Source organism: Streptomyces sp. NPDC001108, from assembly GCF_053598535.1.
The window spans coordinates 821,420-847,263 of the sequence record NZ_JBSFKL010000001.1 but is presented as its reverse complement, the minus strand read 5'-3'; the positions used below and the strand labels follow the sequence as shown (position 1 = coordinate 847,263).

Annotated in this window: 30 protein-coding genes and 2 pseudogenes; 22 read left to right on the top strand and 10 right to left on the bottom strand. The window is 68.8% G+C overall.

Features of this window, described 5'->3' with window-relative positions; translation table 11 throughout:
- Window positions 1-59 precede the first annotated feature (59 nt).
- The 7 genes from ACWC97_RS03795 to ACWC97_RS03765 all read left to right on the top strand — a co-directional run bounded on the left by ACWC97_RS03795 (window position 60) and on the right by ACWC97_RS03765 (window position 3,877).
- Entirely contained in the window at window positions 60-266 is a 207-nt protein-coding gene (locus ACWC97_RS03795) for a hypothetical protein (protein ID WP_450647253.1), read from the top strand.
- Window positions 250-774: a DUF6879 family protein gene (locus ACWC97_RS03790; protein WP_450647251.1), complete on the top strand. Its 525-nt coding sequence runs from the start codon at window positions 250-252 to the stop codon at window positions 772-774. Before ACWC97_RS03795 ends, ACWC97_RS03790 begins: the two co-directional genes overlap by 17 nt.
- Window positions 758-1,594, top strand: coding sequence for a Scr1 family TA system antitoxin-like transcriptional regulator (locus ACWC97_RS03785; RefSeq protein WP_450647249.1), 837 nt, complete (start codon window positions 758-760; stop codon window positions 1,592-1,594). Before ACWC97_RS03790 ends, ACWC97_RS03785 begins: the two co-directional genes overlap by 17 nt.
- Before the next feature lie 112 nt (window positions 1,595-1,706).
- The gene (locus tag ACWC97_RS03780) at window positions 1,707-1,937 is read left to right on the top strand and encodes a DUF397 domain-containing protein (protein ID WP_450647247.1); all 231 of its coding nucleotides are present in this window, start codon (window positions 1,707-1,709) and stop codon (window positions 1,935-1,937) included.
- A gap of 55 nt (window positions 1,938-1,992) precedes the next feature.
- The gene (locus ACWC97_RS03775; protein ID WP_450647246.1) at window positions 1,993-2,460 is read left to right on the top strand and encodes a hypothetical protein; all 468 of its coding nucleotides are present in this window, start codon (window positions 1,993-1,995) and stop codon (window positions 2,458-2,460) included.
- Between the two features lie 334 nt (window positions 2,461-2,794).
- On the top strand, window positions 2,795-3,145 hold the full coding sequence (locus ACWC97_RS03770; RefSeq protein WP_450647245.1) for a hypothetical protein: 351 nt from the start codon (window positions 2,795-2,797) through the stop codon (window positions 3,143-3,145).
- A gap of 381 nt (window positions 3,146-3,526) precedes the next feature.
- Entirely contained in the window at window positions 3,527-3,877 is a 351-nt protein-coding gene (locus tag ACWC97_RS03765; RefSeq protein WP_450647244.1) for a hypothetical protein, read from the top strand.
- A gap of 9 nt (window positions 3,878-3,886) precedes the next feature.
- Here the strand turns inward: ACWC97_RS03765 and ACWC97_RS03760 are convergent.
- A pseudogene (locus tag ACWC97_RS03760) lies at window positions 3,887-4,482 on the bottom strand (transposase).
- Between ACWC97_RS03760 and ACWC97_RS03755 the strand changes: the two are divergent.
- Window positions 4,468-4,827, top strand: coding sequence for a hypothetical protein (locus ACWC97_RS03755; RefSeq protein ID WP_450647477.1), 360 nt, complete (start codon window positions 4,468-4,470; stop codon window positions 4,825-4,827). The pseudogene ACWC97_RS03760 and the gene ACWC97_RS03755 sit on opposite strands and share 15 nt — an antisense overlap.
- Window positions 4,828-4,921: 94 nt before the next feature.
- On the top strand, window positions 4,922-5,758 hold the full coding sequence (locus ACWC97_RS03750; RefSeq protein WP_450647242.1) for an SDR family oxidoreductase: 837 nt from the start codon (window positions 4,922-4,924) through the stop codon (window positions 5,756-5,758).
- 15 nt (window positions 5,759-5,773) lie between these two features.
- Here ACWC97_RS03750 and ACWC97_RS03745 read toward each other — a convergent pair whose 3' ends face one another.
- Together ACWC97_RS03745 and ACWC97_RS03740 are read right to left on the bottom strand one after the other, a co-directional pair.
- Entirely contained in the window at window positions 5,774-6,439 is a 666-nt protein-coding gene (locus ACWC97_RS03745) for a class I SAM-dependent DNA methyltransferase (protein WP_450647240.1), read from the bottom strand.
- 74 nt (window positions 6,440-6,513) lie between these two features.
- Window positions 6,514-7,020 carry a hypothetical protein gene (locus tag ACWC97_RS03740; protein WP_352274118.1) on the bottom strand — a complete coding sequence of 169 codons (507 nt, stop codon included), beginning with the start codon at window positions 7,018-7,020 and terminating at the stop codon, window positions 6,514-6,516.
- A gap of 208 nt (window positions 7,021-7,228) precedes the next feature.
- Between ACWC97_RS03740 and ACWC97_RS03735 the strand changes: the two genes are divergently transcribed.
- The 3 genes from ACWC97_RS03735 to ACWC97_RS03725 all read left to right on the top strand — a co-directional run bounded on the left by ACWC97_RS03735 (window position 7,229) and on the right by ACWC97_RS03725 (window position 9,873).
- Window positions 7,229-7,987 carry a DUF6879 family protein gene (locus ACWC97_RS03735; protein WP_450647238.1) on the top strand — a complete coding sequence of 253 codons (759 nt, stop codon included), beginning with the start codon at window positions 7,229-7,231 and terminating at the stop codon, window positions 7,985-7,987.
- Between the two features lie 15 nt (window positions 7,988-8,002).
- On the top strand, window positions 8,003-8,869 hold the full coding sequence (locus tag ACWC97_RS03730; protein ID WP_450647236.1) for a helix-turn-helix domain-containing protein: 867 nt from the start codon (window positions 8,003-8,005) through the stop codon (window positions 8,867-8,869).
- A gap of 113 nt (window positions 8,870-8,982) precedes the next feature.
- Window positions 8,983-9,873: a protein kinase domain-containing protein gene (locus ACWC97_RS03725; protein ID WP_450647234.1), complete on the top strand. Its 891-nt coding sequence runs from the start codon at window positions 8,983-8,985 to the stop codon at window positions 9,871-9,873.
- Here the strand turns inward: ACWC97_RS03725 and ACWC97_RS03720 are convergent.
- Window positions 9,859-10,287, bottom strand: coding sequence for a hypothetical protein (locus ACWC97_RS03720; protein ID WP_450647232.1), 429 nt, complete (start codon window positions 10,285-10,287; stop codon window positions 9,859-9,861). The genes ACWC97_RS03725 and ACWC97_RS03720 overlap by 15 nt on opposite strands.
- Before the next feature lie 166 nt (window positions 10,288-10,453).
- Between ACWC97_RS03720 and ACWC97_RS03715 the strand changes: the two genes are divergently transcribed.
- The gene (locus ACWC97_RS03715) at window positions 10,454-10,756 is read left to right on the top strand and encodes a hypothetical protein (RefSeq protein ID WP_450647230.1); all 303 of its coding nucleotides are present in this window, start codon (window positions 10,454-10,456) and stop codon (window positions 10,754-10,756) included.
- 18 nt (window positions 10,757-10,774) lie between these two features.
- Here the strand turns inward: ACWC97_RS03715 and ACWC97_RS03710 are convergent, their stop codons facing one another.
- Window positions 10,775-12,529 (bottom strand): eCIS core domain-containing protein, encoded by a 1,755-nt coding sequence (locus ACWC97_RS03710; RefSeq protein WP_450647228.1) that lies wholly within the window; start codon window positions 12,527-12,529, stop codon window positions 10,775-10,777.
- A gap of 210 nt (window positions 12,530-12,739) precedes the next feature.
- Here ACWC97_RS03710 and ACWC97_RS03705 point away from each other — a divergent pair, with 210 nt between their 5' ends.
- The 4 genes from ACWC97_RS03705 (at window position 12,740) to ACWC97_RS03690 (ending at window position 16,563) form a co-directional block, all read left to right on the top strand.
- Window positions 12,740-13,279, top strand: coding sequence for a DUF1203 domain-containing protein (locus ACWC97_RS03705; protein ID WP_450647227.1), 540 nt, complete (start codon window positions 12,740-12,742; stop codon window positions 13,277-13,279).
- A 434-nt stretch (window positions 13,280-13,713) separates the two neighbouring features.
- Window positions 13,714-14,619, top strand: coding sequence for a class I SAM-dependent methyltransferase (locus ACWC97_RS03700; protein ID WP_450647225.1), 906 nt, complete (start codon window positions 13,714-13,716; stop codon window positions 14,617-14,619).
- A 185-nt stretch (window positions 14,620-14,804) separates the two neighbouring features.
- On the top strand, window positions 14,805-16,109 hold the full coding sequence (locus tag ACWC97_RS03695; RefSeq protein ID WP_450647223.1) for an MFS transporter: 1,305 nt from the start codon (window positions 14,805-14,807) through the stop codon (window positions 16,107-16,109).
- A gap of 19 nt (window positions 16,110-16,128) precedes the next feature.
- Window positions 16,129-16,563 (top strand): VOC family protein, encoded by a 435-nt coding sequence (locus ACWC97_RS03690; RefSeq protein ID WP_352274128.1) that lies wholly within the window; start codon window positions 16,129-16,131, stop codon window positions 16,561-16,563.
- A gap of 139 nt (window positions 16,564-16,702) precedes the next feature.
- On the opposite strand, the pseudogene ACWC97_RS03685 reads toward ACWC97_RS03690, so the two are convergent.
- Together ACWC97_RS03685 and ACWC97_RS03680 are read right to left on the bottom strand one after the other, a co-directional pair.
- Window positions 16,703-17,364 (bottom strand): annotated as a pseudogene (locus ACWC97_RS03685) (M15 family metallopeptidase).
- Entirely contained in the window at window positions 17,361-17,594 is a 234-nt protein-coding gene (locus ACWC97_RS03680) for a hypothetical protein (RefSeq protein ID WP_450647220.1), read from the bottom strand. The pseudogene ACWC97_RS03685 and the gene ACWC97_RS03680 overlap by 4 nt, the downstream one beginning before the upstream one ends.
- Window positions 17,595-17,885: 291 nt before the next feature.
- Between ACWC97_RS03680 and ACWC97_RS03675 the strand changes: the two genes are divergently transcribed.
- Together ACWC97_RS03675 and ACWC97_RS03670 are read left to right on the top strand one after the other, a co-directional pair.
- Window positions 17,886-19,169 carry an MFS transporter gene (locus tag ACWC97_RS03675; protein WP_450647218.1) on the top strand — a complete coding sequence of 428 codons (1,284 nt, stop codon included), beginning with the start codon at window positions 17,886-17,888 and terminating at the stop codon, window positions 19,167-19,169.
- Between the two features lie 344 nt (window positions 19,170-19,513).
- The gene (locus ACWC97_RS03670; RefSeq protein ID WP_450647216.1) at window positions 19,514-20,026 is read left to right on the top strand and encodes a DUF402 domain-containing protein; all 513 of its coding nucleotides are present in this window, start codon (window positions 19,514-19,516) and stop codon (window positions 20,024-20,026) included.
- 142 nt (window positions 20,027-20,168) lie between these two features.
- Here ACWC97_RS03670 and ACWC97_RS03665 read toward each other — a convergent pair whose 3' ends face one another.
- Window positions 20,169-21,068, bottom strand: a complete 900-nt coding sequence (locus ACWC97_RS03665) for a D-alanyl-D-alanine carboxypeptidase family protein (RefSeq protein ID WP_352274136.1) — start codon at window positions 21,066-21,068, stop codon at window positions 20,169-20,171.
- Between the two features lie 224 nt (window positions 21,069-21,292).
- On the opposite strand from ACWC97_RS03665, the gene ACWC97_RS03660 reads away from it, so the two are divergent.
- On the top strand, window positions 21,293-21,988 hold the full coding sequence (locus tag ACWC97_RS03660; RefSeq protein ID WP_352274137.1) for a GntR family transcriptional regulator: 696 nt from the start codon (window positions 21,293-21,295) through the stop codon (window positions 21,986-21,988).
- The gene (locus ACWC97_RS03655; protein WP_352274138.1) at window positions 21,985-23,292 is read left to right on the top strand and encodes an MFS transporter; all 1,308 of its coding nucleotides are present in this window, start codon (window positions 21,985-21,987) and stop codon (window positions 23,290-23,292) included. Before ACWC97_RS03660 ends, ACWC97_RS03655 begins: the two co-directional genes overlap by 4 nt.
- A 131-nt stretch (window positions 23,293-23,423) precedes the next feature.
- Here the strand turns inward: ACWC97_RS03655 and ACWC97_RS03650 are convergent, their stop codons facing one another.
- Window positions 23,424-24,248 carry a maleylpyruvate isomerase family mycothiol-dependent enzyme gene (locus ACWC97_RS03650; protein ID WP_352274139.1) on the bottom strand — a complete coding sequence of 275 codons (825 nt, stop codon included), beginning with the start codon at window positions 24,246-24,248 and terminating at the stop codon, window positions 23,424-23,426.
- 172 nt (window positions 24,249-24,420) lie between these two features.
- On the opposite strand from ACWC97_RS03650, the gene ACWC97_RS03645 reads away from it, so the two are divergent.
- On the top strand, window positions 24,421-25,215 hold the full coding sequence (locus tag ACWC97_RS03645) for a carbon-nitrogen family hydrolase (protein WP_352274140.1): 795 nt from the start codon (window positions 24,421-24,423) through the stop codon (window positions 25,213-25,215).
- Between the two features lie 111 nt (window positions 25,216-25,326).
- Here the strand turns inward: ACWC97_RS03645 and ACWC97_RS03640 are convergent, their stop codons facing one another.
- Window positions 25,327-25,821: an LURP-one-related/scramblase family protein gene (locus ACWC97_RS03640; protein ID WP_352274141.1), complete on the bottom strand. Its 495-nt coding sequence runs from the start codon at window positions 25,819-25,821 to the stop codon at window positions 25,327-25,329.
- Window positions 25,822-25,844: the final 23 nt, after the last annotated feature.

Below are 25,844 nucleotides of genomic sequence, written 5' to 3'. Positions count from 1 at the left end.
CCCGCCGTAGCTTCGTGACGACCGGCCCGCAGGGGGCCAGGCAAGGGGGCTCAGCAGCTATGGCGCGTGAGGAACTGACCCGGCTCACTGGCAACGGGAATGGCACCTGTGGCGACGAGGACTGCCCGAACATCTATCGGACGTCGCATGGCACTCTGGTCGTTCAGGGAAGCGTCTCCAAGGCGTTCACGCCGCCGTCCGGAGAAGTATTGGCGGAGATTCCGGAAGAAGTGCTGAAGGAGGCCGTACGTGCTCTTGGATGGTGACGAGTGGCGTCGGCGGTTTGTGGAGATCAAGCAGGAGGCTTGGCGGCTCGAGACGCTGCAGCAATACCTTGTGGCACACGAGGCAGAAGAGTTCGCGGCCTTTCGTGAGGGTCGAGTGATCGCTCCGTACGCGACTTCCGCGTACACGGAACGAGTTTCGCGTCAACGTGCAGAAGGCAAGCGAAATGGGCGGGTGCATATTGTCACGCAACCGCTCTCCGACTACCTGCGATTCGAGTTCGTCCGGTACTACGAGGTACACAGCAGGGCGGGGGACGACATCCGAATTCTCGATGTGACGAACCGGCCGAATCCTCTCGGAGGCGTTCGGGACTTCTGGATGTTCGACCAGAATGAAGTCGTGCTCATGAACTATGAGGAAGACGGGAGGCAGATCAGTCGCGAGGTGTTCGAAGGGGATGTCTCCTCATTCATCGAATATCAAAGAGTCGCGATAACTGAGTCTGTCCCCTTCGAGGAGTACATGAACGGTGGCCTTCGAGCCTGACCGGCTTGACCGGTCCGGTTTGGAACTGGCGGTCATGCTCAAGAACCTGCGCAAACAAGCCGGGCTCTCGGGAGCCCGGCTTGCTGTGCGTTGCAATATCTCCCAGTCCAAGAGCAGCAGGATTGAAGGAAACAAGATCCGACCGTCCTTGGTGGACGTCGAGCAGATCCTGGCAGGAGTCCAAGCCTCCCCGGACGTTGCGTCCGAAGTTATGGCCGTAGCCCGAATGGCGCAGACAGAATGGCAGGACCGGAAGGCTCTGCATCGAAAAGGGTTGGATAAAAAGCAAATCGAGCTGGCCGGCTTGGAAGCAGTGACCAAGGAGTTTAGGTACTTCCTGTTGTCCATGAATACCGGTCTGCTGGCCACGCCGGAATATATCAGGGAGAGCATTAGTCATGCCCCGCCGAAGCAGCAGGCAAAGGCAGTGGGGATGAAGTTGGAGCGTCAAACTGTTCTTTTTGATCGCACCAAGCGGTTCACGTTCCTCCTGACCGAGCAAGCGGTCAGGTATCCGCTATTGGCGCCGGACGCAATGGCCATGCAGGTTGACCGACTTATTTCGCTTTCCCTCCAGCCAAACATTCGGATCGGTGTGCTGCCCATGCGGGTGAAATTCAGTAATGTTCCGTTGAGTACTTTCACTGTTTACGACGACCGCCTAGCAACCATTGAGACGGACCTTGGCGCGGCAGTGTTCCGAAGCCCCAAATATGTCCGCCTGCTCATGGACAGATTCTCCGGGTACGAGTCGTTTTCTCTTTTTGGTGACGAAGCGCGAGTCGTGTTGACTGAGTGGGACTGGTCTTTCAGGCGGTGATCTTTATTCGGTAACGTGAATAAAGCTGGATTTGTGGCATCGATCGTCCGAGTATTTTTTCGTGCCGATCGGCACATCTGGTGCGTCACCGACGGAGTGGGAAGGCACACTCATGACCGGAACAGACTTGTACGACCTGCCCATCACTGAAGCTGTGTTCCTCAAGGCGTGTGGAGGCAACACGCATCCGGACGGCGAGTCCTGCGCCACGCTGGCGAAGATCGGCTCAGACGCATGGGCGCTGGGTGACAGTAAGAAGCCCGGGGTGGAGCCGCTGAGGTTCACCACCGCCGAACTGGACGCCGCCGGCATCGACCCGGCCCGATTCACGATTACGCCCTGAGGAGTGCCACGTCTCTGTGCGGCTCTCTTTCAACTTGCGAGGGGGCGGAGGTAGTTTGCACTATCACGGCTATCTCTGGATCGGCTCCAAGCACCGCTTCGACGATGAGGCCCTTCGGCGGCCTCCTCATCCTGGTCCACCCCCGGCGCATGGCAAGTCCGAGCTCGTTCAGCGGTACAAGGAAGTGGCGACCGAGTTTCCCGTCGTAGACCTCCCGCCGCTTGAAACGGCGCACTGGTTGATCAAGCCGAGCAAACTGGTGCGCGGAACCTGGAAGCGGCCCGAGGAAGCAGCAGGGTGGTTCGGGCAACGGCTTGCCGAGTTCGAGTCCCGTTTCGCCTTCGCACCGGACCGCGAAAGTGCCCGCATGACGGAAATGACCAAATCCGCTTACGAGCGCATTGGTTGGGGCGGGGATGTGTCGCACGGGTACTACCTGGAGCGACCCTTGTTCCTTTCTCTGGCCTTGGTGTGCTGCTCCTCGAATCGGACCCTGCCGACACTGGACTGCCCATTGCAGTAGGCCGACTCGGTACGGTAGCTCCGGCGTGGGCCAGGACTACCGTACCGAGCCGTTGGAAGCAGCCCGGTGTGTTTCGTGTGCCGGACTTTGGCAGACGCACCATGCCAGTACATGATCACCAGCGGCCATGCCTGTTCGGCGTCCAGGGTCACCGCTCGGCAGAAGTCAACAAGCTGTCACACCCCGTGTTCAACAAGCGAACCCACCCACCTTGGCACTTCTCAAAGCCCTGGGAAGGGTCCGTCCTTTCGGCGGCAGGCGCAAAGCAAGGTCCATTTGCCTGCTGGTTCCCGAAGGGGTCCACTGGAAGTGACCGAGAATGAGGAGTTGGGTCATGACATCATACGATCTCAAGGTCGTGCGACTTCAGTGCGTCCAAACTGCTGGCGGCGCGACCGATGACGTGAAGATGCAAATCGATGGTGTGAAGAGGTGGCCACCGGGGGACCCGGAAGGTTACGTCACGATGGCCGTAGGCAACTACCGCGACATCAACGAGAGGTACACGTTCCACGGCGACTGGATGAATGTGTCTCTCTACGGCGATACCACCTTCGGGGAGGATGACCGACTCGGGGGAGCGGATATTCCGAGGGAATCCCTACCAGGTGTTGAGTTCACTGCCAATCTGAGCAACGAGGCGCACTACGTGCTCACCTACAAAGTGATCAAGATCGAAGACTGAACGGGAACTCGCGGGCCCGTCGACGCCGAGCTTGGTACGCCTGCAAGCGCCGTCACCGCAACCAAGGGCACCAGGTGGGCAGCGCTCGCCATGAGCTGCGGTGGACGCTCGTCGACTCCAAGATGCTGGACGTGTATCCGGCGGCCGCCGGGGCGTGGAAGGACGCCGTCGCCACCTACAGCGGCGAACAGCGTTCCTACCGGCAACCCGTGATGGGTGCTGAGGCTCGGGGAGGGCCCGGTGCAGCTGCCGCCCCTTCCCGCCGTGCCCGACGAAGCGGAGCAGTTCGACCTATTCGGCGGCAGGCGCAAAGCAAGGTCCATTTGCCTGCTGCTAACCGAAGGGGTCCACTGGAAGTTACCGGGAATGAGGAGTTGGGTCATGACATCATACGACCTCAAGGTCGTGCGACTTCAGTGCGTCCAAACCGCTGGCGGCGCGACCGATGACGTGAAAATGCAAATCGATGGTGTGAAGAGGTGGCCACCGGGGGACCCGGAAGGTTACGTCACGATGGCCATAGGTGACAGCCGCGACATCAACGAGAGGTATACGTTCCACGGCGACTGGATGAGTGTCTTCCTCTACGGCGATACCACTTTCGGAGAGGATGACCGGCTTGGGGGGGCGGATATTCCGAGGGAATCCCCACCAGGTGTTGAGCTCACATTCGATCTGAGCGACGAGGCGCACTACGTGCTCACCTACAAAGTGATCAAGATCGAAGACTGAGACCGTGTCCTATGTGGTGAGTCGGCGGAGGAGTTTGTAGCAGCAGAGGGCGGCGGCGAGGCCGAGGAAGGCCAGGTAGCCAGCCGCGGTGGGGTCGTGTCTCGATTGGAGACCGGCCATCATGGGCTTCAGGCCCTGGCTGTCGTGTGCTGGCGGCGGAGATGCCGACGACCCGGGGCAGTTCGTCCGCGTCCGGGAGGACGTGCATCTTGGAATCCGGTTTACCCCTGTCCACGGGGCTGGGGCCTGTGAGTGCGCCCCTTTTTTTGCCCCTACGTGGGCGGAGTCGAGGACCACGCGGGTCAGGTCGAGCAGGCCGGACTTGTCGATGCGGGCGAGCACCGTTTCGTGCAGGCGGCCCCAGACACCGGCTCTGGACCAGATGGCGAGGTAGGGCCCGCCAGGCACACCCGCTCACCAGCACGTAGACAATCGCGGGCGTACCGCGTCTCATCAGGTGTGTCCCGTGTCCCGCCGCCCTGCGGACGCACCGTCGGCGGTGGGATCAACGGCTTCGCGATCTCCCACAGCCCGTCCGGAGCAATCCAGCTCCACGTCGAGTGATCACCATGTAGGACACGGTTTAAGCCTTGCCGCCGTGTTATCGGTCGGGCGGGGACGCGAAGCGGTACGCGCAGGCCGCCCTGGTGCCCGGAGGCGGCGCTGCTCTCCGGGATCCGGCCGGTCTGCTGGTGCTGGTCGCGCACCAGGCGTACGCGTTCCACGTCGTCGACGGGGCCGACCTCGGCATGGCGGATCCGCCGGTCTGGCTGATCGCGGAGGGCGAGCCGGCGCGCCCGGCCTGGCGCTCGGTGACCCACTGGTTCGACAGCATCAGCCCGGACGTCGGCGCGTACCGCACCCGCCTGGAGGTTCTGTCGGAGACGGGTGGGTGGATGTCGCCCTGGACGCGGTATCTGCGTCCGGTCGATCCGGGGCGGTCGGGCTGATCGGCGGAGACGCCTACTTCCTTGACCTCAACCGGAGTTGGGGTCCTAGCGTTGCGTGCACGTAGTCGACGGCAGGCGGCAGGAAGGAATGGCGATGATCCTCGTGACCGGCGCGACCGGGAACATCGGAAGGGCTCTGCTGGAGGAACTGCACCAGGCAGGTGACGTACCCGTGCGAGGGCTGACCCGGGACGTGGGCCGGGCTTCGTTCCCGGAGGGCGTCGAAGCGGTCGAGGGAGATCTCGCCCGGGTGGAGTCGTTGAAGGACGCCTTGGACGGCGGGGTGCGCTCGCTGTTTCTTCCGGCGGGCAGGGGCGCGGACGCGGAGGTGCTGGCGGCGGCCCGGGAGGCGGGCGTGGAGCATGTGGTGCTCGTGTCGTCGATCACCGTGCAGACCCATCCCCATCTCCCGCAGGCCGGCGCGAACCTGGCCGTCGAGCGGGCGCTCCAGGACAGCGGCATGGCCTGGACGGTCCTCAGGCCCACGCAGTTCGCCTCGAACACCCTGTGGTGGACGGATTCGATCCGCGAACAGGGCGTGGTCCGGGCGCCGTACGGGGACGTCGGCCTGCCGACCATCCACCCTGCGGACATCGCCGCCGTGGCTCGCGTGGCGCTGACGGAACCGGGGCACCAGGGGCAGACGTATGCGCTGACCGGGCCGGAACGCGTCACACCCCGGCAGCAGCTCGCGGCCCTGGCCGAGGCGCTGGGGCGGGAACTCTCCTTCGACGAGATCAGCCGCGAGGAGGCCCACCGGGAGATGGCTTCGTTCATGGGCGACGGGGGCGCGAGCGCGGTCCTCGACCTGATGGGCGGGGACACCAACGACGAGCTGCTGAAGGTCCGCGACACCGTCTCCCGGGTCACGGGCGCCGCGGCCAGGACGTACCGGCAGTGGGCGACGGAGAACAGCGCCGCCTTCCGGTGAGCGTGAGCGTGGGCGTCAGGCGTCCGGCCCCGCGACGGCGTGTACCAGCAACGTGCCGATGTGCCCGGGCTGCGGGGCGTCCAGGACCCGGGCGTGGGCCGTGGCGAAACCGGCGCGGGTGAGCAGCCGCTCCCACACGGCGGGGCGGTAGCTGTAGCGGTAGGTGAAGAGTGCCCGGCCGGCGAAGCCGCCTTTGTACATGCCCTGGGGGCCGTACGCGCCCGGGATCGCCGGTGGTTGGGAGAAGACGAAGACGCCGCCGGGGTTGAGTCGTCGACGTACGAGCGGGAAGAGGCGGCCGGGGTCGGTGAACCAGGCGGCCCCGAAGACGGAGTAGACGGCGTCGTACCTGTCCGGGTCCGCGTTCAGGTGGTCCAGGACCTCCGCGCACACGAACTCGGCACCGTTGCCGGTCCACCGCGCGGCGGCCTTCTCGACCATGACCGGGGACAGGTCGACGCCCCGGGCGGCGACGCCCTGCCGGGCCAGGTGGGCGAGCGCGCGGCCGGTGCCACAGCCGATCTCCAGCACCGAGCGCGGGTCGCCGAGCAGCTCGGGCCCGGGGCCGTGGTCGGCGTACTGGGTCCAGCGGAAGACCGGCTCCATGTCGTTCTTGAAGGCGGAGGCGGCGTAGGTGTTCCAGAGCTCGGTCTCGGCGGCGATGTCGTGGTGCGCGGGCAAGGCGGTTCCTTCGCTGGAGGGGCCGCCCGTCCCGGTCCTTCGGAGTCCGGGACGGGCGGCCGGGCAGAGAGTGTTCAGTGGCTGTCGGGGACCTTGTTGTCGCACGGCGAGCACTCCGGCTCGTCGATCGCCCACAGCTCCTTGTCGATGTCGAAGCCGATGGACTTCAGGAAATCCGCCGTGCGTCGGCACAGACCGTCGCGGCGCCGTTCGATAAATGGGGCATGGTGCTTGTACCGGCCTTCGTTGTACGCGTCACAGAGCGCCCACCACACGGGCGTGTCGAGGATCAATTGGTGGACGCCGATATCGACGATCCTGCCCACCCCGAGGTGTGTCTCGGGGTGCTCCATGCACGCGACGGTGTACATGACGGCGTTGCCGAGGATGCGCTCTGCCATGTCGCGGACCATCGTGTGATCCCGCAGGAGCAGGGCTACCTCGCGCTCCCAGAGCGTCATTCCGCTGTCCAGCACGTTGATCGTCAGGTGCCTGATGTGGGGCTGGGCGGCGTTGAGGAGTTCCTTCGGATCACGGGTGCGGGAGCGCGGGCGAACGGGCCGGTCGAGGGCGACAGTCATGAGCCACTCCTTCGGATGCAGGCTGTGCCGTTGGGTCAACGTGACGGTAGGGAGTGGTCGCACCGGTCAGCCACAGAGGTTGCGCAGAGTTGCGGCAGTTGAGGCGAGGGTTGCTCGAAGTTGCTGATCCGACCCGGCGCATCCCGAGGCGCGGGGATCCAATGCTTTGGAAGCTTGAGGGGCCAGGCCCCGAGGGAAGGACATGAGGATGGCCAGGAGGCTTCGTTTCAACGGCACAGGCAGTGGTGTCAACGGATGCCCGTCCATTCATGAGGATCTCGACACCGGCGAGGTGATCGTGCATGGTCCCGTGCTCACCGATCCGGACGATCTTTCCCAGCTCCGGCACCTGAGCGAGGGGGAAGTGCCCGTCGTGGTGCCGCGTGAACTTCTGGTCGACTTCGCGCCCAAGAAGTCCGACCGCGCACGAAGCATCATCACGCTGGAGGAGTTCGACCGGCTCTTCACGCGCTTCGCGCACACGGCATGGCGTCTGGAGACCCGACGCCGATACGCGTCCGACGAAATCACCGACACCTATGCCGAGTTCATTGCAGGGCGCCCGGTCGACTGGGAGGGAAGAGATGCCGAGTGGTGCGCGGAGCGCCGTGCGCAGACAGCCCTCGGCAAACGCTTCGAACGCGTCCGCGTCATCGACACCCCGCCCACGACCGGACAGCTCTATCTGCTCGACAACGCGCGTCGCAACAGCGCCGTCGGCGAGACGATCCTCGGCCTCCGACGATCCGATGCCGAGCGGGTCCGGCTGCCCGACGAAGACTTCTGGATCTTCGACTCCCGACTCGTCGCGCTGCTCAACTTCGACGACGCCGACAACCTGGTCGACGTCGAATTGATCACCGAACCGGCGTCCGTGCTGCGCTACGCCATGGCGCGTGACGCCGCGCTGCACCACGCTGTGCCGTACGAGGAGTTCGCGGCAGGACGGGCCGCGCGAAACGAGTAGGCGGGGCACGTACCAGTGAGCACGGACTACCAGCAGGCGCGAGAAGCACTCGGGGTACGACTGCGTGAACTCCGACTCGCGGCTGCCGGTGGCAGGCTCACCGGTACGGAACTCGCGGAGCGGTGCGGCTGGAACAAGTCCAAGGTCAGCAGGCTGGAGAACGGCCGGCAGACCCCCACCCCCGATGATCTGGGCACATGGGCGAGGGCGACCGGGCGGCCCGAGTCCTGTGACGAACTGCTGGCACGCCTACGCGGCTTCGAGTCCCACATCCGATCGTGGCGGCGGCAACTGGCTTCGGGGCACAAAGCGGTCCAGGACACTCATCTGGCGGCCCATGCCGACTCCTCCGTCTTCCGGGGCTGGGAGTCGTCGATGGTTTTCGGGATTCTCCAGACCCCGGACTATGCCCGCTCGATCTTCACGAGGTACACGGAGCTGCAACGGACCCGATCCGACACGGAGGAAGCGGTCAGGTCCCGTATGAAGCGGCAGGAGGAGTTGTACGACTCGTCGAAACGCTTCCACCTCGTCCTGTGGGAGGCCGCGCTCCACGCTCTGATCTGCCCGCCGTCCGTGCTGGCGGCCCAACTCGACCGACTCGTGGGAGTCATCGGCCTGGACACGGTGGAGTTGGGTATCGTCCCGCTCTCCGCTCAGCTCAGGATTCCTCCGGCCACGGCGTTCTGGATCTACGACGACTGCCAGGTCATCGTCGAGAACTGGCATGCGGAGCTGTGGATCGACGACGAGTCGAGCGTTGGCACGTATCTGCGTACGTGGGAAACATTGAAGAGATCCGCCGTGTACGGCGCCGAAGCGCAGCATCTCATTGGAGCGGTTCGGAGGAGCCTGCCGCTCGGCTCTCGTTCCTCTCCGTGAGAACCGCCATCCGTCGGCGTGGGCCGCGCCTCCGGCAGCCGTGCTCGGCGCGATGATCGACGACGACCGTGACGTCTTCGAGTACTTTCCCGCGACTGGACGGAGATCCGTACATGGGCGAAGCACTTCCTCCCGGCGAAGCCCTCGACTTCCTCAGGGACTACGTCGGTGAGCCGCGCACGACCCGACTCCTGACCGACCGGCGTGGCTCGCGCGCCTGGAAGGTCGCGGGCCCGGCCGGAGCCGTCGCGTTGAAGGCGAACAACCCCGATGTCGACACCGCGCGCGACAAGACCGCCGAGATGGAGCAGGAGAACACCCACCTCGTCCGGCTGGCTGCCGCAGGAGCGCTGGATCCCGGCTACCGGGTCGGCGCCGGTCCTTGGGCGGTCGGTCGGTGGCTCGCGGTCCGGTGGATCGACGGCGTGCCGATGTGGCGGGCGTTCGCTCCGGCCCGCGATCCCGAAGGCGGCAGCGCGCAGATCCGCCCATGGCTTCTGCACGTCGCCAGGACGTGGGCCGGACAGCTGGCGCGGCTGCACGCCGCAGGCTGGGCCCACGCGGATGTGCAGCCCACCAACACGTTGATCACGGGCGACGGCCGGGCCGAGGGCATCGACTACGCGCTGGCTTGCGGCCCCGACGAGGGGCCACGGCTTCCCTACCGCGGCGCGCTCACCCACACCACCGCGCCTGAAACGGCCGCCGCTGTCCTCGCCACAGCCTCCGACGTCCATGTCCGGGCGGAGCCGCCCGCCGATATCTGGGGAGTGGGCGCATCACTGATGTGGTGCTGGACGGGGCACCGGCCGGTGCTCTACGCGGACGATGTCCCGCGCGGGGACAAACTCCGAGCCATTGCCGCGGGTACGACACTTCCGCTCGACGAGATCCGCCCGTGGTCGTTTCCCCCGTTCGAACACGCCATCCGTATGTGCCTGGTGCCCTCTCCCGGAGACAGGCCCTCCGCGACGGAACTGGCCGCGTTGTCAGAAGCGACGTGACCGCACAAGGCCGCCTGTCCGACTCGCCAAACGCGGCCGGATGAACGGGGCCGTTCCCAGGACGAGTGCGGCGAAGACGGTCAGGCGTTGGAGGCCGGGTTCGGCGGCGAAGTGGCCGTGCTGGATGGCGTGGACCGCGTACCAGTTGGCGGCGGTGTCGGTCGCCACGACGGCACAGGCGAGGTCGAATCCCCGGCGTCGGCCCAGGAGCAGGAGGATGGCGGCGAGCGTGTCGAACAGTGCCAGCGACGACCAGTAGAGGTTCAGCCAGCCAGGAGCCCAGTCGTACGGGCGCAGGCCGTGGCGGACGAGGTCGACGGTGTGCGAGGAGGTGCCGACGAGGAGCAGGAAGGCGGCGATGACGCAGACGAGTGCGACCACCCAGCGCGGCGCGTGGCGTATCCATCCGGGCATGGGGTGGATCGTCTCATTCGTGGGCCTGCGCTGACGCCCGCGCCGTACGTCCGCCCCGGGGACCTGAGGGGCCTTCGAGCCGGGTACCGGCCTCGGGGCGGCGCCGATAGCCTTTCCGGAGTCTCTCCGGGAACCCGGAACAGACCCGACGAGAGGTGACTGGCCAATGGTCCGAGACCTGTACAACGTCCGGTCGCAGCCCGCGGAGGACGGTCCCACGCCGTTGACCGAGGAGGAGGAACGGCGCGCGCGGACCGTGCTGTTCAACGACCTGGGCCGTGCCGTCTCCGAACGGGGCTGGGTGCGGTTTCCCGCGTACTCGCCGGAGGAGCGGCGGCGGCTGGTCGATGTCGCGCACCGCCTCGGTGACTACTGGGGGCAGCGGGTGTTCATCGAGGCCGAGGACCAGTGCGCCATGCGGCTGTACCTCGCCGGGCACGGGCCGCAGGTGGGGAAGCCCCGGCTGTAGTCCGGCGTGAGGCCGCGGCTACTTGTTGCTGCCGAAGGGCTTCGTCTTGAACTCGTCCCCGGACGCGCCCTTCGCCGCGTTGTAGATCTCGGCCAGCACGGCGGGGACGCCCGCGTAGTTCATCGCGCGGTGGATGCGTTCCTTGAGGGCGTCCCAGTCGATGTCCCGGTCCTTGGCCGCGTCGAGGCCGGCGAGCTTCTTCAGTTCCTTGCGGGCGTTCTTCGCGTCCTTCAGATGGGTCTCCCCGTTCTTCGGGTACGCCTTGGCGACCAGGTCCGCGAGGCGGTCGATGTGCGCGTCCTGTTCGCGGGCGCCGGGCATCTTGCCCTTGTTCAGGGGCAGTACGAGGCCGTCGTCGCGCTGGTCGGCGGGGCGGTACTCCGGGAAGTCCTTCAGGTCCGGCATGCTCAGCTTGCCGAGCATGTCGCTGATGGGGCGCACCTCGCCGTAGGCCGTCTCGCCGCTCAGCTGCCCGACCAGGTCGTCCCGTACGTAGGTGATCAGGGAGTTCGGGACGGCCGTGTCCGCGACCTCGTCCCGCCAGACGCCGCGGATCTCGTACTGGTCGGTGTCCTTGGCCTTGTCGGTGCTCTGACTGGTGTTCTCCGGGTCCAGGACCGAGCCGATCTGCTTCTCGCTGACCGCGTTGCTCGTGACCCGCTGGTACGTGTAGAGCGGGACCAGGAACGAGCGCACCATCGAGGAGTCCTGCGCGGCCGGGGAGGCGTTGCCGTCGGGGGCCTTGCGGTTCTTCTGGTCCTGGTAGGTGCGCATGTAGTGCATGGACCGCCAGGGCCTCCCCATGTTCAGCCAGGCGGACTCCTTCTGGTGCATGAGGTTGATCGAGCCGTCCTCGCGCTGCTGGGTGTCCTTGAAGTTGCCGCCGCCGGTCACCGGCGCGTAGACGGTCTGGTAGACGCGGACGAACTGCTCCCCGCCGTGCTCCTCGACGTCGATGTCGCCGCGGTTGGTGAGCGACGTGCTGTCGCCGACCTTCGCCTGGTAGCTGGGCTCCTGGTGGATGACGCGCTGGACGGCCGCCGCCCCGCCCGGCCGCTGTGCGGGGCCGTGCGGGTCGGGGGCCGGGTCCGCGAGTTCGCCGGGGGCCTTCGCCATGACGCGGCTGGCGTTGGCCTCGGCGGCGCGCTCGAAGCGGTCGGACGGGTCGCTGATGGAGAGGCCCGAGCCGTTGTCGGTGCCCGCGACGGGGCCGTGGCGCTGTTGGATGACATGGGTGAGCTCGTGCGCGAGCGTGTGCTTGGAGTCCCCGCCCCGGCCGAGGACGATGTGGTTCCCGGAGGTGTAGGCGTGGGCGCCGACCTCGGCGGCGGACCGCTGGGCGACGGCGCCGGTGTGCAGCCGTACGTCGGAGAAGTCGGCGCCGAGACGGGTCTCCATCTCCTGGCGCAGGGGCGCGTCCATGGCCCGGCCGCTGCCGCGCAGCACCTCGTGCACGGTGGTCGAGCGCTGTACGGCCGGTCCGGCCACCGGGCCGCCCGCGGAGCCGTCCCGCCGGGCGCCCTCGGGGACGCCTTCGCGGTCGTCGTCGCGGTCCGGCCCGTGACGGTGCCGCTCGCGCTGGATCAGCCCGGTGACGTAGGCGTTGCCCATGCTGCGCTGGAGCGAGCGCAGGGCCGACGGGGAGAGGTCCCCCGCGAGCGGAGCGGGTTCCTCCGTCTGCCGGGCCGGGCCGGCAGGCCTTCCGGCCCGGCTCGTGGAGTTGGCGCGCGCCCTGCCCGTGTCCGGCGTCCGCGTCGGTTCGTGTGCGCGCATGGGGCCCTCACGTCGGTGTCGTAGCAGCTACTGCTTCCTGGGTACGGCACGCGCGGTGTCCGGAACAAGGCCCGAAGGGGCGCGGTGCGGGCCTAGTTGGGAGCACCGCGCGGGCAGGGCGGACCGGTGCTGCGGCCCCACGTCGGTACGCGCCAACGCGACGTCCGATTTCCGCCGGTACGGGCAGGTGCGCCGGACCAGCATGGCGACATGACCAAGTACACCGTGCTCCCCCTCGACCCCGCCGTCCTCAAGGAACTCCAGGTCGTCGACGACGCGGGACGCCCCTGCGACCCGTACACCGCGACCGACGACGACGCGGGCTCCCCGCTGCGCTGCTGTCTGCGTCCCGTCGCCACCGGTGAGCGGATCGCCCTCGTCTCGTACGCCCCGCTGCGGCGCTGGGCCGCCGCGACCGGGGCGCGTCCGGGGGCGTACGACGAGCAGGGCCCGGTCTTCGTCCACGCCGAGGAGTGCCCCGGGTTCACCCCGGGCGCCGGGTACCCCTTCGACCGGGCCGGCGCGCTGCGCACCGTGCGCCGCTACGACGCCCGGGGCCATATCGCCGGTGGCCGGTTCCTGGAGATCCCGGCCGACGCCACGGACGGCTTCGACGCGGCCTTCGACGACGCGTTCGGCGACCCGGACGTGGTGCTCGTGCACGTACGGGCGCTGGAGCACGGGTGCTTCTTCTACGAGGTGCGACGGCCTGCCGTCCGGACGCGCGGGACCGAACCCCAGGGCCGGTGACGTCCTCCCCTGCTGCCATCACGGTGCCCGGGGCCCTTCGTGTCCCGGTCGGACGCTTCGGGGGCGGTCAGCCCGTCGGGGGCACGGGGAGGCAGACGGCGAGGACAAGCGTGCGGCGGAGCCCGGGCCGGATGCCGCGCGTCGCACTGGACTGCCCTGCCGGTCGGCGGGGTACGGCTTCGCCGTGGATCCCGGGTCCCCGCGTCGCCCCACTGCGAATACCGGCCTTTTGTCCCCGCCCGGCGGTTTCCGCAGGTACCGGAGCCCAGATCCGGGAAAGGATCACCGGCGTCCGGCGCCCCGCCCGCGTCCGACGATCCACCGGCTCCGACAGCTCCGGCCGAACAGCGCTTGTGGAAACCATGGCTCGCCCTTCTCGGCCGTCCCACCGATCGAAAGGCTCTCCCGCCGTGCGCACGCACCCCCCGAGCACCATGCCCGAACCCACTCCCACCCTGCTGGAACGGCTCCCCGCACTGCGCCGCGGGCTCGACCGGCTGGAGCGCAGGCCCACCGCGTTCGGCCTGGTCATGTGGGCCTTCGGACTGGCCAAGCCGGTCTTCCTGGACCATGTGGTGAGGCCCGAGCCGCGCGGTGAACTCGGTGCCGTACGCGAACTCCTGGAGAAGAACCGGGAGCAGTACGCCTCGCACCTCACCGACCTGCTGGGATACGCCGACCACCTGGCCGGGATTCCCCTCGACGGAGTGGAGAAGGGGGCCACCGCCTACTGGGGCAACACCTGGCTGCCCCCGTTGGACGCCGCCTCGCTCTACGGCTTCCTCGCCGCCGGGAAACCGGCCCGCTACCTCGAGATCGGCTCCGGGAACTCCACCAAGTTCGCCCGTCGGGCCATCCAGGACCTCGGCCTGAGCACTCGCATCACGTCCATCGACCCGGAGCCCCGGGCCCACATCGACCACCTCTGCGACGAGGTGGTCCGCTTACCGCTCCAGGACGCCGACTTCGGCGTCTTCGCCGAACTGGAGCCGGGCGACATCCTCTTCGTCGACGGCTCGCACCGGCTCCAGATGGGCTCCGACGTCATGGTGTTCTTCTTCGAGCTGCTGCCCCGCCTCAAGCCGGGGGTGCTCGTCCAGGTCCACGACATCATGCTCCCGGCGGACTATCCGGCGTCCTGGCGCTGGCGCATGTACTCGGAGCAGTACCTCCTGGCCGCGCTGCTCACCGCCGCCCCGCAGCGCTTCGACGTCCAACTGCCGAACGCCTTCGTCCACGCCGACCCGGAACTACGGCGAATTCTCGCCCCGCTCTGGCGCCGGACCGGCGTGACCGACCACTTCCGACCAGCCTCGTTCTGGTGGCGCCACACGGGCTGACCGCGCCTCTTCGGAGCCGTCGAAAAGCGGTGTGAACGGGCCTTTTCGTGCTGTCGAAAATTGGCGGTGCGCTATCGGACGGTGCGACAGAATCCGGGCATCGCCGTGAAGATCCCCGGCGTCGCCGTGAAGATCCCGCGTCGCCGTGAAGATCTCCGGCCTCCTGCGCTCCCGCGAGAAGGACCATGTCGCAACCCGAGATACGTGCGCTGCTGCGCAGTCGGCAGTACCTGGCTTTCTGGCTCGGGCAGGTGACCAGCACGGTGGGCAACCAGCTCACCGTCGTGGTGCTCGCCGCCATGGTGGTGCCGGACCGCGGCCCGGGAACCTTCGGGCTGGTGCTGGCCGTGGAGTCGGCCGTCATAGGAGTCCTGCTGCTGGTCGGCGGGGTGTTCGCCGACCGGTACTCCCGCAGCGCCGTGATGGCCGTCGCGGACGTGCTCCGCCTGGTCGGGATCGTCGGCTTCTTCCTCTTCGCCTCGCACGGGCCGCTCGGGCCGCTGCTCGTCGCCGCGGCGCTCACCGGCGCGGGGGCGGCGCTGTACGATCCCGCCCACCGCGCGGCCCTGGCTCAGGTGGTGCCGGAGGAACTGCGGCAGCAGGCGTACGCCCTGGACGCGTCCACCAAGCGGCTCGGCTCGATGGGCGGGGCCCTGCTGGCGGGGGTCCTGCTCGCCGGGATCGCGCCCCCGAAGGCGCTCCTGGTGGACATCGTCACCTTCGCGATCAGCCTGGCCACGCTGGTGTGGCTGCGTCTGCCGCCGGTCCGCACCGCCCTGGACGCCGCGGACGCCGGGGGAGCGCGGGACGCCGGGCCGGGCGGGCTGCGGGCGATGCTGGCCGAGGCGCGGGAGGGGCTCGTCGAGGTGCGGCAGCGGCCCTGGGTGTCGGCCCTGATGCTCCAGGGCACCGTGCAGGTGTTCTTCTTCTTCGCTCCGAACTACATCCTGGTGCCGATCGTCAGCCAGTCCCGGTACGGCGTGGCCGCCTTCGGCTGGGTCAGCGCGGCGACCCTGGCGGGCTCGGTGGTCGGTTCGTTGCTGGCCGCCCGGGTCTCCGTGGCCCGCCCGGGGCTGTGGGCGATGCACGCGCTGGCTCCCTGTGTGCTGACGCCGGTGTGCCTCGCCGTCGACGTGCCGCTGTCGGTGTTCTGCGCGGCCGGTGCGGCGGGCTCCGCGGGCATCAGCTGTTTCATGGTCCTCTGGTACAGCTCGCTCCAGCGCGAGTTCCCCGAGCAGGTGCAGGGCCGGGTCTTCGCCCTGGAGGGGATGGCCGGCTTCGCCCTCCAGCCCGTCGCGCTCGCCGTGACGCCGCTGATCGTCCGGTTCATCGGGATGGCGCCCTTCGCGACCGTCGCCGCCGTCGTGCTGTTCGTGTCCACGTACGGCGTGCTCGCCGTCCCCGGCACGGACCGGTTCGCCACCCCCGTGCGCACCCGCGAGACCCCCGTGCTCGCCGCGGCGGGTAAAGAGAAAGTGACCTGCGGATAGGCGCTGTTAGGGTGACCGGATGGCATCGGTGAGGAAGATTCAGGTCACGTTCGACTGTGCGGACCCCGAGCGCGTCGGCCGTTTCTGGTGCGAGGTACTGGGGTACGTGCCGCCGTCGCCGCCGGAGGGGTTCGACACCTGGGACGAGTACAACGCTTCGCTGCCGGCCGAGAAGCGGGGGGCGTGGTTCGCGTGCAGCGACCCCACGGGGGTGGGCCCGCGCCTGTACTTCCAGCGCATTCCCGAGGGCAAGGTCGTCAAGAACAGGGTGCACCTCGACGTACGGGCCGGTGCCGGGCTCGTCGGCGCGGAGCGCCTGGCCGTGCTGGAGGCCGAGCGGGACCGGCTGATGAAGCTCGGTGCGGTCTGCCTGCTGGTGCAGCACGCCGACGAGGAGAACGAGTCCTGCATCACGATGCAGGACATCGAGGGCAACGAGTTCTGCCTCGACTGACCCGGTCGGTGTCCGTGCGCCCGTGCGCCCTGTCGGGGGTTCACGGGCGCATCCGGTGGGTGGACGGCCACGGCTACCCCGCCCGCTCCGACGCCGCAGGGCTGTTCATGGTGCGAGGTTGGACGCGTGGTGGGGGCGGTCAGACGGAGGGAGCAACCTCCTTCGGACCGTACAGGGCAGCGGTCTTTCCCGTGGCCAGGGCCCAGTAACGGTCCCCGAACGACCAGTGCCACCACTCCGTGGGGTAGTTCACCAGCCCCGCTGCCGTGAGCACGGTGCACAGCAGTCTCCGGTTGGCGCGGGCCTCCTCACCGATGTTGGCCGCGTGGGTGTAGCAGGCGCCCTCGCTCTCCTCGGGATCCGCGTTCATACGGGTACCAGGTCCAGTTCGCGCCCCTCGGCATCGGCCAGGGTGAGGTCGACAGCCGCCCCGGCACTGTGCGGGGCGATGCCGGGTGGTGACACATACCGGCTCGCGGCCGAGTGGATCTCTTCCGGGGACCATCCGGGGTGGGCGGCGCGCAGCTGACCGGCGTACTCGTCGAAGTACTCCCGCTGAAGAGAGGGCGGCCGGTACCCCTCGACGAACAGCAGCCGTACGTCCCGGGGCAGCGAGGTCTGGGCCCTGACCAGCCGTTCCAGCACGCCCTCCCGCAGGTACGCGAAGGCATCCGCCGGCCCCTGCTCGCGCGTATCGATCAGGAGGGAACCGTCCCGGCGGACGTCGACAAGACGTTCACCGCATTCGGCCACGGGTATGGCGGCGACCTTCGGGTCCGACATCAGCACGATCTCAGTCATGACGGGATCATTCCGTGGGGCCCGCTCCGGTGAACCTCCCCCGGGTACCCGGTCGGTTCGCGGGCTTCCTCCGGCCTTCCCGGTACGAGCAGGGCGAGGGTGCTGCGGGCCTCGCGGCGCAGGGTGCGGCGGCGGGCGAAGGTCGCGGTCAGGGCGAGTACGGAGACCGTGCCCCCGTAGAACGCGGCGACAACCGTGGAGGCGATCGTGGACAGGAGCCCGATGGACACCGGGCACGCACCTTTCTTCCCCCGCTCGGCCCGTCCGGCTCATGTCCGGGGACGGGCGTTGATGCGTTTCGCCCCATCGTAGGGAAGCCGTCGTCCCCGCGCCACGGGCGTCGGGGACGGGAGCGTAAAGACGTTGTGCCCTTGGTGGGAAGTGCGGAAGACTCCCGCACCGCCGAAGTCGATCTGGGCGTAGGCGAGTTGAGGCATGGGGAGCGGTGGCCGACGCCCTGCTCCTCTCTGGGATCGGGATCGGGATCGGGAACGGTGGGAGAAGACGTCGTGCGACCTGACATGCGTGCCCTGTCAGGCAGTCGGCGCTACCTGGCCTTCTGGCTGGGGCAGGTGACCAGCACGGTGGGCAACCAGCTCACCGTCGTGGTGCTGGCCGCCCTGGTCGTCCCGGATCGCGGCCCCGGCGTCTTCGGCCTGGTGCTGGCCGTGGAGTCCGCCGTCATGGGGGTGCTGCTGCTGGCCGGCGGTGTGGTTGCCGACCGGTACTCCCGCAGCACGGTGATGGCCGTCGCGGACGTGCTCCGGCTGGCCGGGATCGTGGGCTTTCTCCTCTTCGCCTCGGAGGGGCCGCTCGCGCCGCTGCTGGTCGCCGCGGCGGTCACCGGTGCGGGCGCGGCGCTGTACGAGCCGGCCCACCGGGCGGCCCTCACGCAGGTGGTGCCGGAGGAGCTGCGGCAGCAGGCGTACGCGCTGGACGTGTCCACGAAGCGGATCGGTTCGATGGCCGGGGCCCTGCTGGCGGGTCTCATGCTCGCCGGTATCTCGCCGCCGAAGACGCTGCTGGTGGACGTCGCCACGTTCGTGGTCAGCCTGATCACACTGGTCTGGCTGCGGCTTCCCCCGGTCCGCGCCGCCGTGGACGCGGGAGAGGCGGGGGACGTCGGGGGCACTCAGGACGACGAGCCGGGCGGGCTGCGGGGAATGCTGACCGAGGCGCGGGAAGGGCTGGTCGAGGTACGTCGCAGGCCCTGGGTGTCGGTGCTGATGCTCCAGGGCACGGTGCAGGTGTTCTTCCTCTTCGCGCCGAACTACATCCTGGTTCCGATGGTCAGTCAGACCCGCTACGGACTCAACGCCTTCGGCTGGGTCAGTGCCGCCACGCTCGCGGGCTCGGTGCTCGGTTCGCTGCTCGGCGGCCGGGTCTCCTCGTCCCGGCCGGGGCTGTGGGCGATGAACGCGCTGGCTCCGTGCGTGCTGACACCGGTGTGCCTCGCCGTCGACGTGCCGCTGTGGATGTTCTGCCTGGCCGGTGCGGCCGGGTCGGCCGGGGTCGGCTGCTTCATGGTCCTCTGGTACAGCTCGCTCCAGCGCGAGTTCCCGGAGCGGGTGCAGGGCCGGGTCTTCGCCCTGGAGGGGCTGGCCAGCTTCGGGCTCCAGCCCATCGCGCTCGCCGTGACGCCGGTGCTCGTCCGGTTCGTGGGCGTGGCGTCGTTCGCGGTGCTGGCGGCCGTGGTGCTGCTGGTGTCGACGTACGGGGTGCTCGCCGTCCCCGGGACGGCCCGGTTCGCCACCCGCACGCGTTCCGTCACCGAAGTCTCCGTGAAACCGTCCCCGCGCGGCTGACTTCCCGGGTACCGGAGACCGGGTCCGGGAATGGATCACCGGCGTCCGGGGCGTCGTCCCCGCGTCGACGGCCCGCACCGGCTCCGGACGGGCTCCGACGTCAGGGTGTTCTTCTTCGAGCTGCTGCCCCGTCTCCAGCCGGGGGTGCTCGTCCAAGTCCACGACATCATGCTCCCGGCGGACTACCCGGCGTCCTGGCGCTGGCGCATGTACGCGGAGCGGTACGCGGCGCCGTCGGCAACCGTACGACGCGGTGGAGTCGGCCCCGGTACCCAGGGCGGAAAGGCATCCGATCCGCGGTCCGGTCCGGTGGCCGGAGGAATCGGCGGGGTAACTTTCTGCGCATGACAGGCTCTGAAGTGCTTCTGGACGTAAGGAAGTTCGACGGAAGGCCGCACAAGAAGCAGCCGTTCGTCCGGCTCGGGGAGGACGCGTACGGGGTGTGGCTGGGGGCGCCGGCCGGCACGGTCATCGGTACGGGGAACGCCGAGGCGGCCTACGCGACCGAGGAGGCGCGGGTCATGCTCTTCCCCCGCGACGCCTGGTGGACCGCGCTCTTCCTGGCGGCCCCCGCGCGGCTGGAGTTCTACTGCGACGTGACCACGCCGTCCGAGTGGCCGAGCCCGGCGGAGGTCACCATGGTCGACCTGGATCTCGACGTGTGCCGGCTGCGGGAGACGGGGGCCGTGTTCATCGACGACGAGGACGAGTTCGCCTCGCACCGGGTCCTGTACGGGTATCCGCCGGAGGTCGTGGCGCGGGCCACCGGGGCGGCGGAGTGGCTCGCGGGGGCGCTGCGGGAGGGGGCGGAGCCCTTCGGCAGCCGGTTCCACGCCTGGCTGGAGCTGGTCGGTTAGCGGACCGGGGCGCGGAAACGCGGAAGGGCCCCGCGTTGGCTGCGGGGCCCTCGATGCGCAGCGCCGGTCAGGGCTTCGCCGTCGGTCGGATGTCGCCGTGACCGGGCGTTTCCGGGACCGGGTGTCGCCCTGATCGGGTGGGCTACTTCTTGAAGGAGTAGTCCATGATCTTCTTCATGTCGGCGGTGCGGTTCGTCGCGTTCGTGGAGGCGAGCACCGTGCCGACGACGGTCTTGCTGCCACGGGTCGCGGCGAAGACCAGGCAGTACTTGGCGGTCGGGCCGGAACCGGTCTTGATGCCGATGGCGCCGCTGTAGCTGCTGAGCATGGTGTTGGTGTTCGTCCACGACATGTAGCGGTAGCCGCCGGACTTCGTGGTGACCTTCTGCTTGGTCGACTTGGTCTTGACGACCGAGCGGAAGGTCGAGTTCTTCATGGCGCTGCTGGCGAGCTTGGTGAGGTCGCGCGGCGTCGAGTAGTTCGAGCCGTTCCCGATGCCGTCGAACGAGTCGAAGTGGGTGTTCTTCAGCCCGAGGGACTTGGCCTGGGCGTTCATCTTGCCGACGAACGACTTCACGCGGGCCGCGCGGGTGGAACCGGAGCCGAACTTGTCGGCCAGCGCGTAGGCGGCGTCGCAGCCGGACGGCAGCATCAGGCCGTACAGCAGCTGGCGGACGGTGACCTTGTCGCCCACGATCAGGCGGGCCGAGGAAGCGCCCTTGGAGACTATGTAGTCGCTGTACGCCTTCTGGATCGTGACCTTCGAATCCAGGTTCAGGTTCTTCTGCGACAGCACCACCTTGGCCGTCATGATCTTGGTGGTGGAACCGGTGGAACGACGGGTGTCCGCGGCCTTGGAGAACAGGGTCTTCGCGGTGCCGTTGTTCATCGTGAAACCGCCGGCGGCGGTGATCTTGGGGGTGGCGGGCGTGGCGGCCTGCGCGGTGGAGGCGAAAACGCTGCCCGCGATGACGGCACCGGTCGTGAGGGCCACGGTGGCCGTGGCAGTGGCGCGGCTTATGCCCTTAATGCCGATTTTCAACTTGAATGCTCCAAATGCCCCTGGAATGCGGCCACATGAAGGTGCCGCTCGGTGATGAGACTCATGGTGGCGGCGAATGGATGCGCCGAATTCCGAGGCAATTTCAGGTAAGTGGGTGATTCCTGCCACGGGTGGGGCGGGAGTGGGGGCAACGGTGCTGGTCCGGCGCGTCCGGATGGCGAAACGGGTTCGTCATGCACGCATCTTGTATCTATGCTGTGTGCATGCCTGCCGCTCCCCCCGTAGTGAAGCCCTCGGCCGTGAAGCCGTCGAAGTCGGCCGCCAAGCGGCCCCCCGCCGCCGAGCGGGTGTACACCCACATCAAGGAGGCGGTCCTGGACCGCAGCTACGAGGGCGGCACGCTCCTCACCGAGGGCGATCTCGCCGAGGCCGTCGGGGTGTCCCGGACGCCGGTGCGCGAGGCGCTGCTGCGGCTGGAGGTCGAGGGGCTGATCAAGCTCTACCCGAAGAAGGGCGCCCTGGTCCTCGCCGTCTCCGCGCAGGAGATCGCGGACGTGGTGGAGACCCGGCTGCTGGTCGAGGAGTTCGCGGCCCGCAAGGCGGTGCCCGCCTCCGAGCGGCTGATCGGCCGGCTCGAAGAGCTCCTCGCCGAACAGCGGGAGCTGGCCGAGGCCGGGGACCTGGCCGCCGTCTCCGTGAAGGACCGCTGCTTCCACGCCGAGATCGTGCGCAACGCGGGCAACGAGATCCTCTCCCGCCTCTACGACCAGCTGCGCGACCGGCAGTTGCGGATGGGCGTCGCCGTGATGGAGGCGCACCCCGGCCGGATCGCCGCCAACATCACCGAGCACGCCGAGCTGCTGGAGGCCATCAGATCCGGTGACGCGGAGGGGGCCGCGCAGGTCGTGCGGCGCCATGTCGGCCGGGTCAAGGTGCTGGTCAGGGGTGAGGACCGGTGAGTTCCGCCGCCGCCCCCACCCTCTCCCTGCCCGGTGATCCGCCCGGCGGCCGACGTGCCGCGTGGGTCTGGGGCATCGGGGTCGCCGTCTACTTCGTCGCGATCATCTTCCGTACCAGCCTGGGCGTCGCCGGGCTGGACGCCGCCGACCGGTTCCACGTCAACGCCTCCGCGCTCTCCACGTTCTCCATACTCCAGCTGCTCGTCTACGCGGGCATGCAGATACCCGTCGGCCTGATGGTCGACCGGCTCGGCACCAAGAAGGTCCTCACCCTCGGGGCCGTCCTGTTCACCCTGGGCCAGCTCGGCTTCGCGCTCTCGCCCTCGTACGGCATGGCGCTGGCGTCCAGGGCGCTGCTCGGCTGCGGTGACGCGATGACGTTCATCAGCGTGCTGCGGCTCGGCGCCCGCTGGTTCCCGGCCCGGCGCGGCCCGCTGATCGGCCAGATCGCGGCGCTCTTCGGGATGGCGGGCAACCTCGTCTCGACGCTGTTCATCGCCCGGGCCCTGCACGGCTTCGGCTGGACCACCACCTTCGTCGGCAGCTCCCTGGCCGGGGTCGTCGTCCTCGTCCTGCTGCTGCTCTTCCTGAAGGACCACCCCGAGGGCCACGAGCCGCCGCCCGCGGAGCACGCGGGCGCCGCCTACGTACGCCGGCAGATCGCCGCCTCCTGGGCCGAACCGGGCACCCGGCTCGGCATGTGGGTCCACTTCACCACCCAGTTCCCCGCCATGGTGTTCCTGCTGCTGTGGGGGCTGCCGTTCCTGGTGGAGGCGCAGGGGCTCAGCCGGTCCACCGCCGGTGAGCTGCTGACCCTGGTGGTGCTCTCCAACATGGTCGTCGGGCTGGTCTACGGGCAGGTCATCGCCCGCCGCCACACGGCCCGCGCCCCGCTGGCCCTCGGCACCGTCGCGGCGACGGCGCTCCTCTGGGCCTCGGCCGTCTTCCACCCCGGCCATGCGCCGATGTGGCTGCTGATCGTGTTGTGCGTGGTGCTCGGCGCCTGCGGCCCGGCCTCGATGATCGGCTTCGACTTCGCCCGTCCGGCCAACCCGCCGGAGCGCCAGGGCACCGCGTCGGGGATCGTCAACATGGGCGGCTTCATCGCCTCGATGACCACGCTGTTCGCCGTCGGGGTGCTGCTGGACGCGACCGGCGACAACTACCGGATCGCGTTCTCGTCGGTCTTCGTGCTGGAGGCGCTCGGGATCGTCCAGATCCTGCGGCTGCGCTCCAGGGCGGCGCACCGTGAACGGGACCACCACGTGGTCAGCCGGGTGGAGGCCGTGCACGTACCGGTGTGAGCCGTGCGGGACCCGTCCGGGGCCCTCCGCCGCGCCGGACCGGCGGCGCGCCTGTCCCTCGTACCTGCGACGGGCGCCGCCGGTCCCGGGGCGTCAGGGTCCGGGGTGTCGCGGCATCAGGGGGCAGGGGGTCAGGGCGTCACGGCGAAGTTGCGCAGGATCGCCCCGGCCAGGTCCTCGTCGCCCTCGATCTTGATCCGCTCGGCGACCGAGGCCGCGCGCACCCGGCCGCAGGCGAGCAGGAAGTACGTCTCCCAGTCCATCGCCAGCGTCACCACGGGCCCGAGCGAGGGCGAGCCGTCCACCGAACCGCGCCCCTCCGCGTCGACCCTGACGGTGCGCAGGAACTCCAGCGGCCCGTGCACGTCGAGGACCACCGCCGAACCGGCCGGTGCCCCCGCGTCCTCGGCCACCACCTTCGGCAGCGCCTCCAGCAGGGTGTCCCGGACGACCGTGGCGCCGGGGGAGTCCAGATTGCCGGGCCGCCCCAGCGTCGCGCGCAGATCCTGCTCGTGCACCCAGACGTCGAAGGCCCGCATCCGCAGGGCCAGTTCGAGGGTCTGCTCGGCGCCCAGCGGCGCCCTGACCATGGTCTCGGGGGCGCGCGACTCGTTGCGCAGCTGACGGGCGCGCCGGATGATCGTGTACTCCAGCTCGGAGGTCATCTCCGGTGCGGTGTGGTGGCGCCGCACATCGACCTGCATCTCCATGTACCGGGCGAAGTCGTTCTGTACGTGGTAGAGGTCGCGCGGCAGCGAGTGGATCGGGCGCGGGTCGCCGAGCTGCTCGGACTCCATGCCGATGATGTGCGAGACGATGTCGCGCACCGACCAGGCGGGGCAGGGCGTCCGGCGGTTCCATTCCGCCTCGGCGAGCGGCTTCACCAGCTCGGCTATCGACTCGATGGAGTGGGTCCAGGCATCGGCGTAGGTCTGAAGGTTGGGATGGACGGTCACTGGACCCCTCGTGCGGTTCTGCGGTGCATGGGCTGGAGAAGCTGGGCGCGGGCGGCGGTCTGCGTGGGAGGTTCAATCGCTAAGTTACGCTGCGATCAGGCACCCCGGCAGTGCTTTCGTGTGACGATCGTAGGCCCGTGTTGACGGGCCCGAATGCCAGGACGGTGGTAGTGTGCGCGCCTCTCTCATCCAGATCGCAGTAGACCCGGACGAATCCGCCGGAGCGCGCAGGGAGCGGGCGGTCTCGCTGGTCATGGGCCGGCGCGGCGCGGATCTGGTGGTGCTTCCCGAGCTCTGGCCGGTCGGGGCCTTCGCCTACACGGCGTTCGAGGCCGAGGCCGAGCCGTTCCGGGGGCCCACCCACGACGCCATGGCGAAGGCGGCGGCCGACGCCGGGGTGTGGCTGCACGCCGGTTCCTTCGTGGAGCGCGCCGACGACGGCACCCTCTACAACACCTCGCTGGTCTTCACTCCGGCCGGGGAGTTGGCCGCCTCGTACCGGAAGATCCACCGCTTCGGCTTCGACCAGGGCGAGGCGGTCATGATGGGCGCCGGTGAGGAGCTGGTCACGGTCGCCCTGCCGGAGACCACGCTCGGCCTCGCCACCTGCTACGACCTGCGTTTCCCGGAGATGTTCCGGGGCCTGGTCGACGCGGGCGCCGGGACGCTGGTCGTCGCGGCGGGCTGGCCCGAGCGGCGCCGCGCCCACTGGACGCTGCTGGCCCGCGCCCGCGCGGTGGAGAACCAGTCGTACGTCCTGGCGGTCGGCTGCGCGGGCACCCACGCCGGGGTCGAGCAGGCCGGGCACAGCATCGTCATCGACCCCTGGGGCGAGGTCCTGGCGGAGGCGGGCGCGGGCGAGGAGGTGCTCGACGTGGAGTTCGACCCGGCGAAGGTGGCCGAGACCCGGGAGCAGTTCCCGGCCCTCAAGGACCGGCGGCTGGGCCTGGCCGCGCCGGGGCGCTGAGCCCGCGCCGGTCCGCCACGGGTCCCGCGGAGGACCCCGCTCCTGAGCCGGTCTTCGGGCCGCGGCTGTTTCACGTGAAACCGGGCGGGTCGTTCCCGCCCCGGGCGGCGGTCAGCCGTGTTCGCGTTCCTTGTCGGCCAGGACGATGACACAGACCGCCACGGCGATCATCAGCGCCGCGTCCGCGTCCTCCCTTACGACGTCGATGCCGTAGGTCTCCCGGACGGTCAGCCAGCGCCGGGAGACCTGGGCCAGCAGTTCGCCGTCGTACTCGACGGCGAACTCCCGGTCCAGGATCTTGCCGCTGACGTCGAGTTCGGTGCCGTCGACCAGGTCGACCCGGTAGTGGTTGCGCAGCAGGGAGAGCCGCTTGCGCCGGATCGTGGCGAGCCGTTCGCCGTCCCGCTCGATGAGCATGGTGTCGCGCAGACTGAGCAGCTTCTGCTTGATCTCGACGAGGATGCGGCCCTGCGCGTCCTTCAGCTCGAAGGTGTCCCGCACCCGCAGGGCCTTGCCGTCGACGAGGAACACCTTGCGGCCCTCCGTGTCCTCGATCCAGTAGTCGTCACCCACGGCGAAGAGCCGTTCACGCACCAGGAATCTCATGGCTCACAGGTTCCCCGAGCCGG

What these genes read in the sequence shown, in the direction of transcription:
- ACWC97_RS03765 (WP_450647244.1), top strand. Translation starts at nt 3,527, where the DNA reads ATGACATCATACGACCTCAAGGTCGTGCGACTTCAGTGCGTCCAAACC.
- ACWC97_RS03715 (WP_450647230.1), top strand. Translation starts at nt 10,454, where the DNA reads ATGGTCCGAGACCTGTACAACGTCCGGTCGCAGCCCGCGGAGGACGGT.
- ACWC97_RS03695 (WP_450647223.1), top strand. Translation starts at nt 14,805, where the DNA reads ATGTCGCAACCCGAGATACGTGCGCTGCTGCGCAGTCGGCAGTACCTG.
- ACWC97_RS03770 (WP_450647245.1), top strand. Translation starts at nt 2,795, where the DNA reads ATGACATCATACGATCTCAAGGTCGTGCGACTTCAGTGCGTCCAAACT.
- ACWC97_RS03780 (WP_450647247.1), top strand. Translation starts at nt 1,707, where the DNA reads ATGACCGGAACAGACTTGTACGACCTGCCCATCACTGAAGCTGTGTTC.
- ACWC97_RS03670 (WP_450647216.1), top strand. Translation starts at nt 19,514, where the DNA reads ATGACAGGCTCTGAAGTGCTTCTGGACGTAAGGAAGTTCGACGGAAGG.
- ACWC97_RS03720 (WP_450647232.1), bottom strand. Translation starts at nt 10,287, where the DNA reads ATGCCCGGATGGATACGCCACGCGCCGCGCTGGGTGGTCGCACTCGTC.
- ACWC97_RS03795 (WP_450647253.1), top strand. Translation starts at nt 60, where the DNA reads ATGGCGCGTGAGGAACTGACCCGGCTCACTGGCAACGGGAATGGCACC.
- ACWC97_RS03660 (WP_352274137.1), top strand. Translation starts at nt 21,293, where the DNA reads ATGCCTGCCGCTCCCCCCGTAGTGAAGCCCTCGGCCGTGAAGCCGTCG.
- ACWC97_RS03735 (WP_450647238.1), top strand. Translation starts at nt 7,229, where the DNA reads ATGGCCAGGAGGCTTCGTTTCAACGGCACAGGCAGTGGTGTCAACGGA.
- ACWC97_RS03750 (WP_450647242.1), top strand. Translation starts at nt 4,922, where the DNA reads ATGATCCTCGTGACCGGCGCGACCGGGAACATCGGAAGGGCTCTGCTG.
- ACWC97_RS03640 (WP_352274141.1), bottom strand. Translation starts at nt 25,821, where the DNA reads ATGAGATTCCTGGTGCGTGAACGGCTCTTCGCCGTGGGTGACGACTAC.
- ACWC97_RS03740 (WP_352274118.1), bottom strand. Translation starts at nt 7,020, where the DNA reads ATGACTGTCGCCCTCGACCGGCCCGTTCGCCCGCGCTCCCGCACCCGT.
- ACWC97_RS03700 (WP_450647225.1), top strand. Translation starts at nt 13,714, where the DNA reads ATGCCCGAACCCACTCCCACCCTGCTGGAACGGCTCCCCGCACTGCGC.
- ACWC97_RS03675 (WP_450647218.1), top strand. Translation starts at nt 17,886, where the DNA reads ATGCGTGCCCTGTCAGGCAGTCGGCGCTACCTGGCCTTCTGGCTGGGG.
- ACWC97_RS03710 (WP_450647228.1), bottom strand. Translation starts at nt 12,529, where the DNA reads ATGCGCGCACACGAACCGACGCGGACGCCGGACACGGGCAGGGCGCGC.
- ACWC97_RS03725 (WP_450647234.1), top strand. Translation starts at nt 8,983, where the DNA reads ATGGGCGAAGCACTTCCTCCCGGCGAAGCCCTCGACTTCCTCAGGGAC.
- ACWC97_RS03690 (WP_352274128.1), top strand. Translation starts at nt 16,129, where the DNA reads ATGGCATCGGTGAGGAAGATTCAGGTCACGTTCGACTGTGCGGACCCC.
- ACWC97_RS03705 (WP_450647227.1), top strand. Translation starts at nt 12,740, where the DNA reads ATGACCAAGTACACCGTGCTCCCCCTCGACCCCGCCGTCCTCAAGGAA.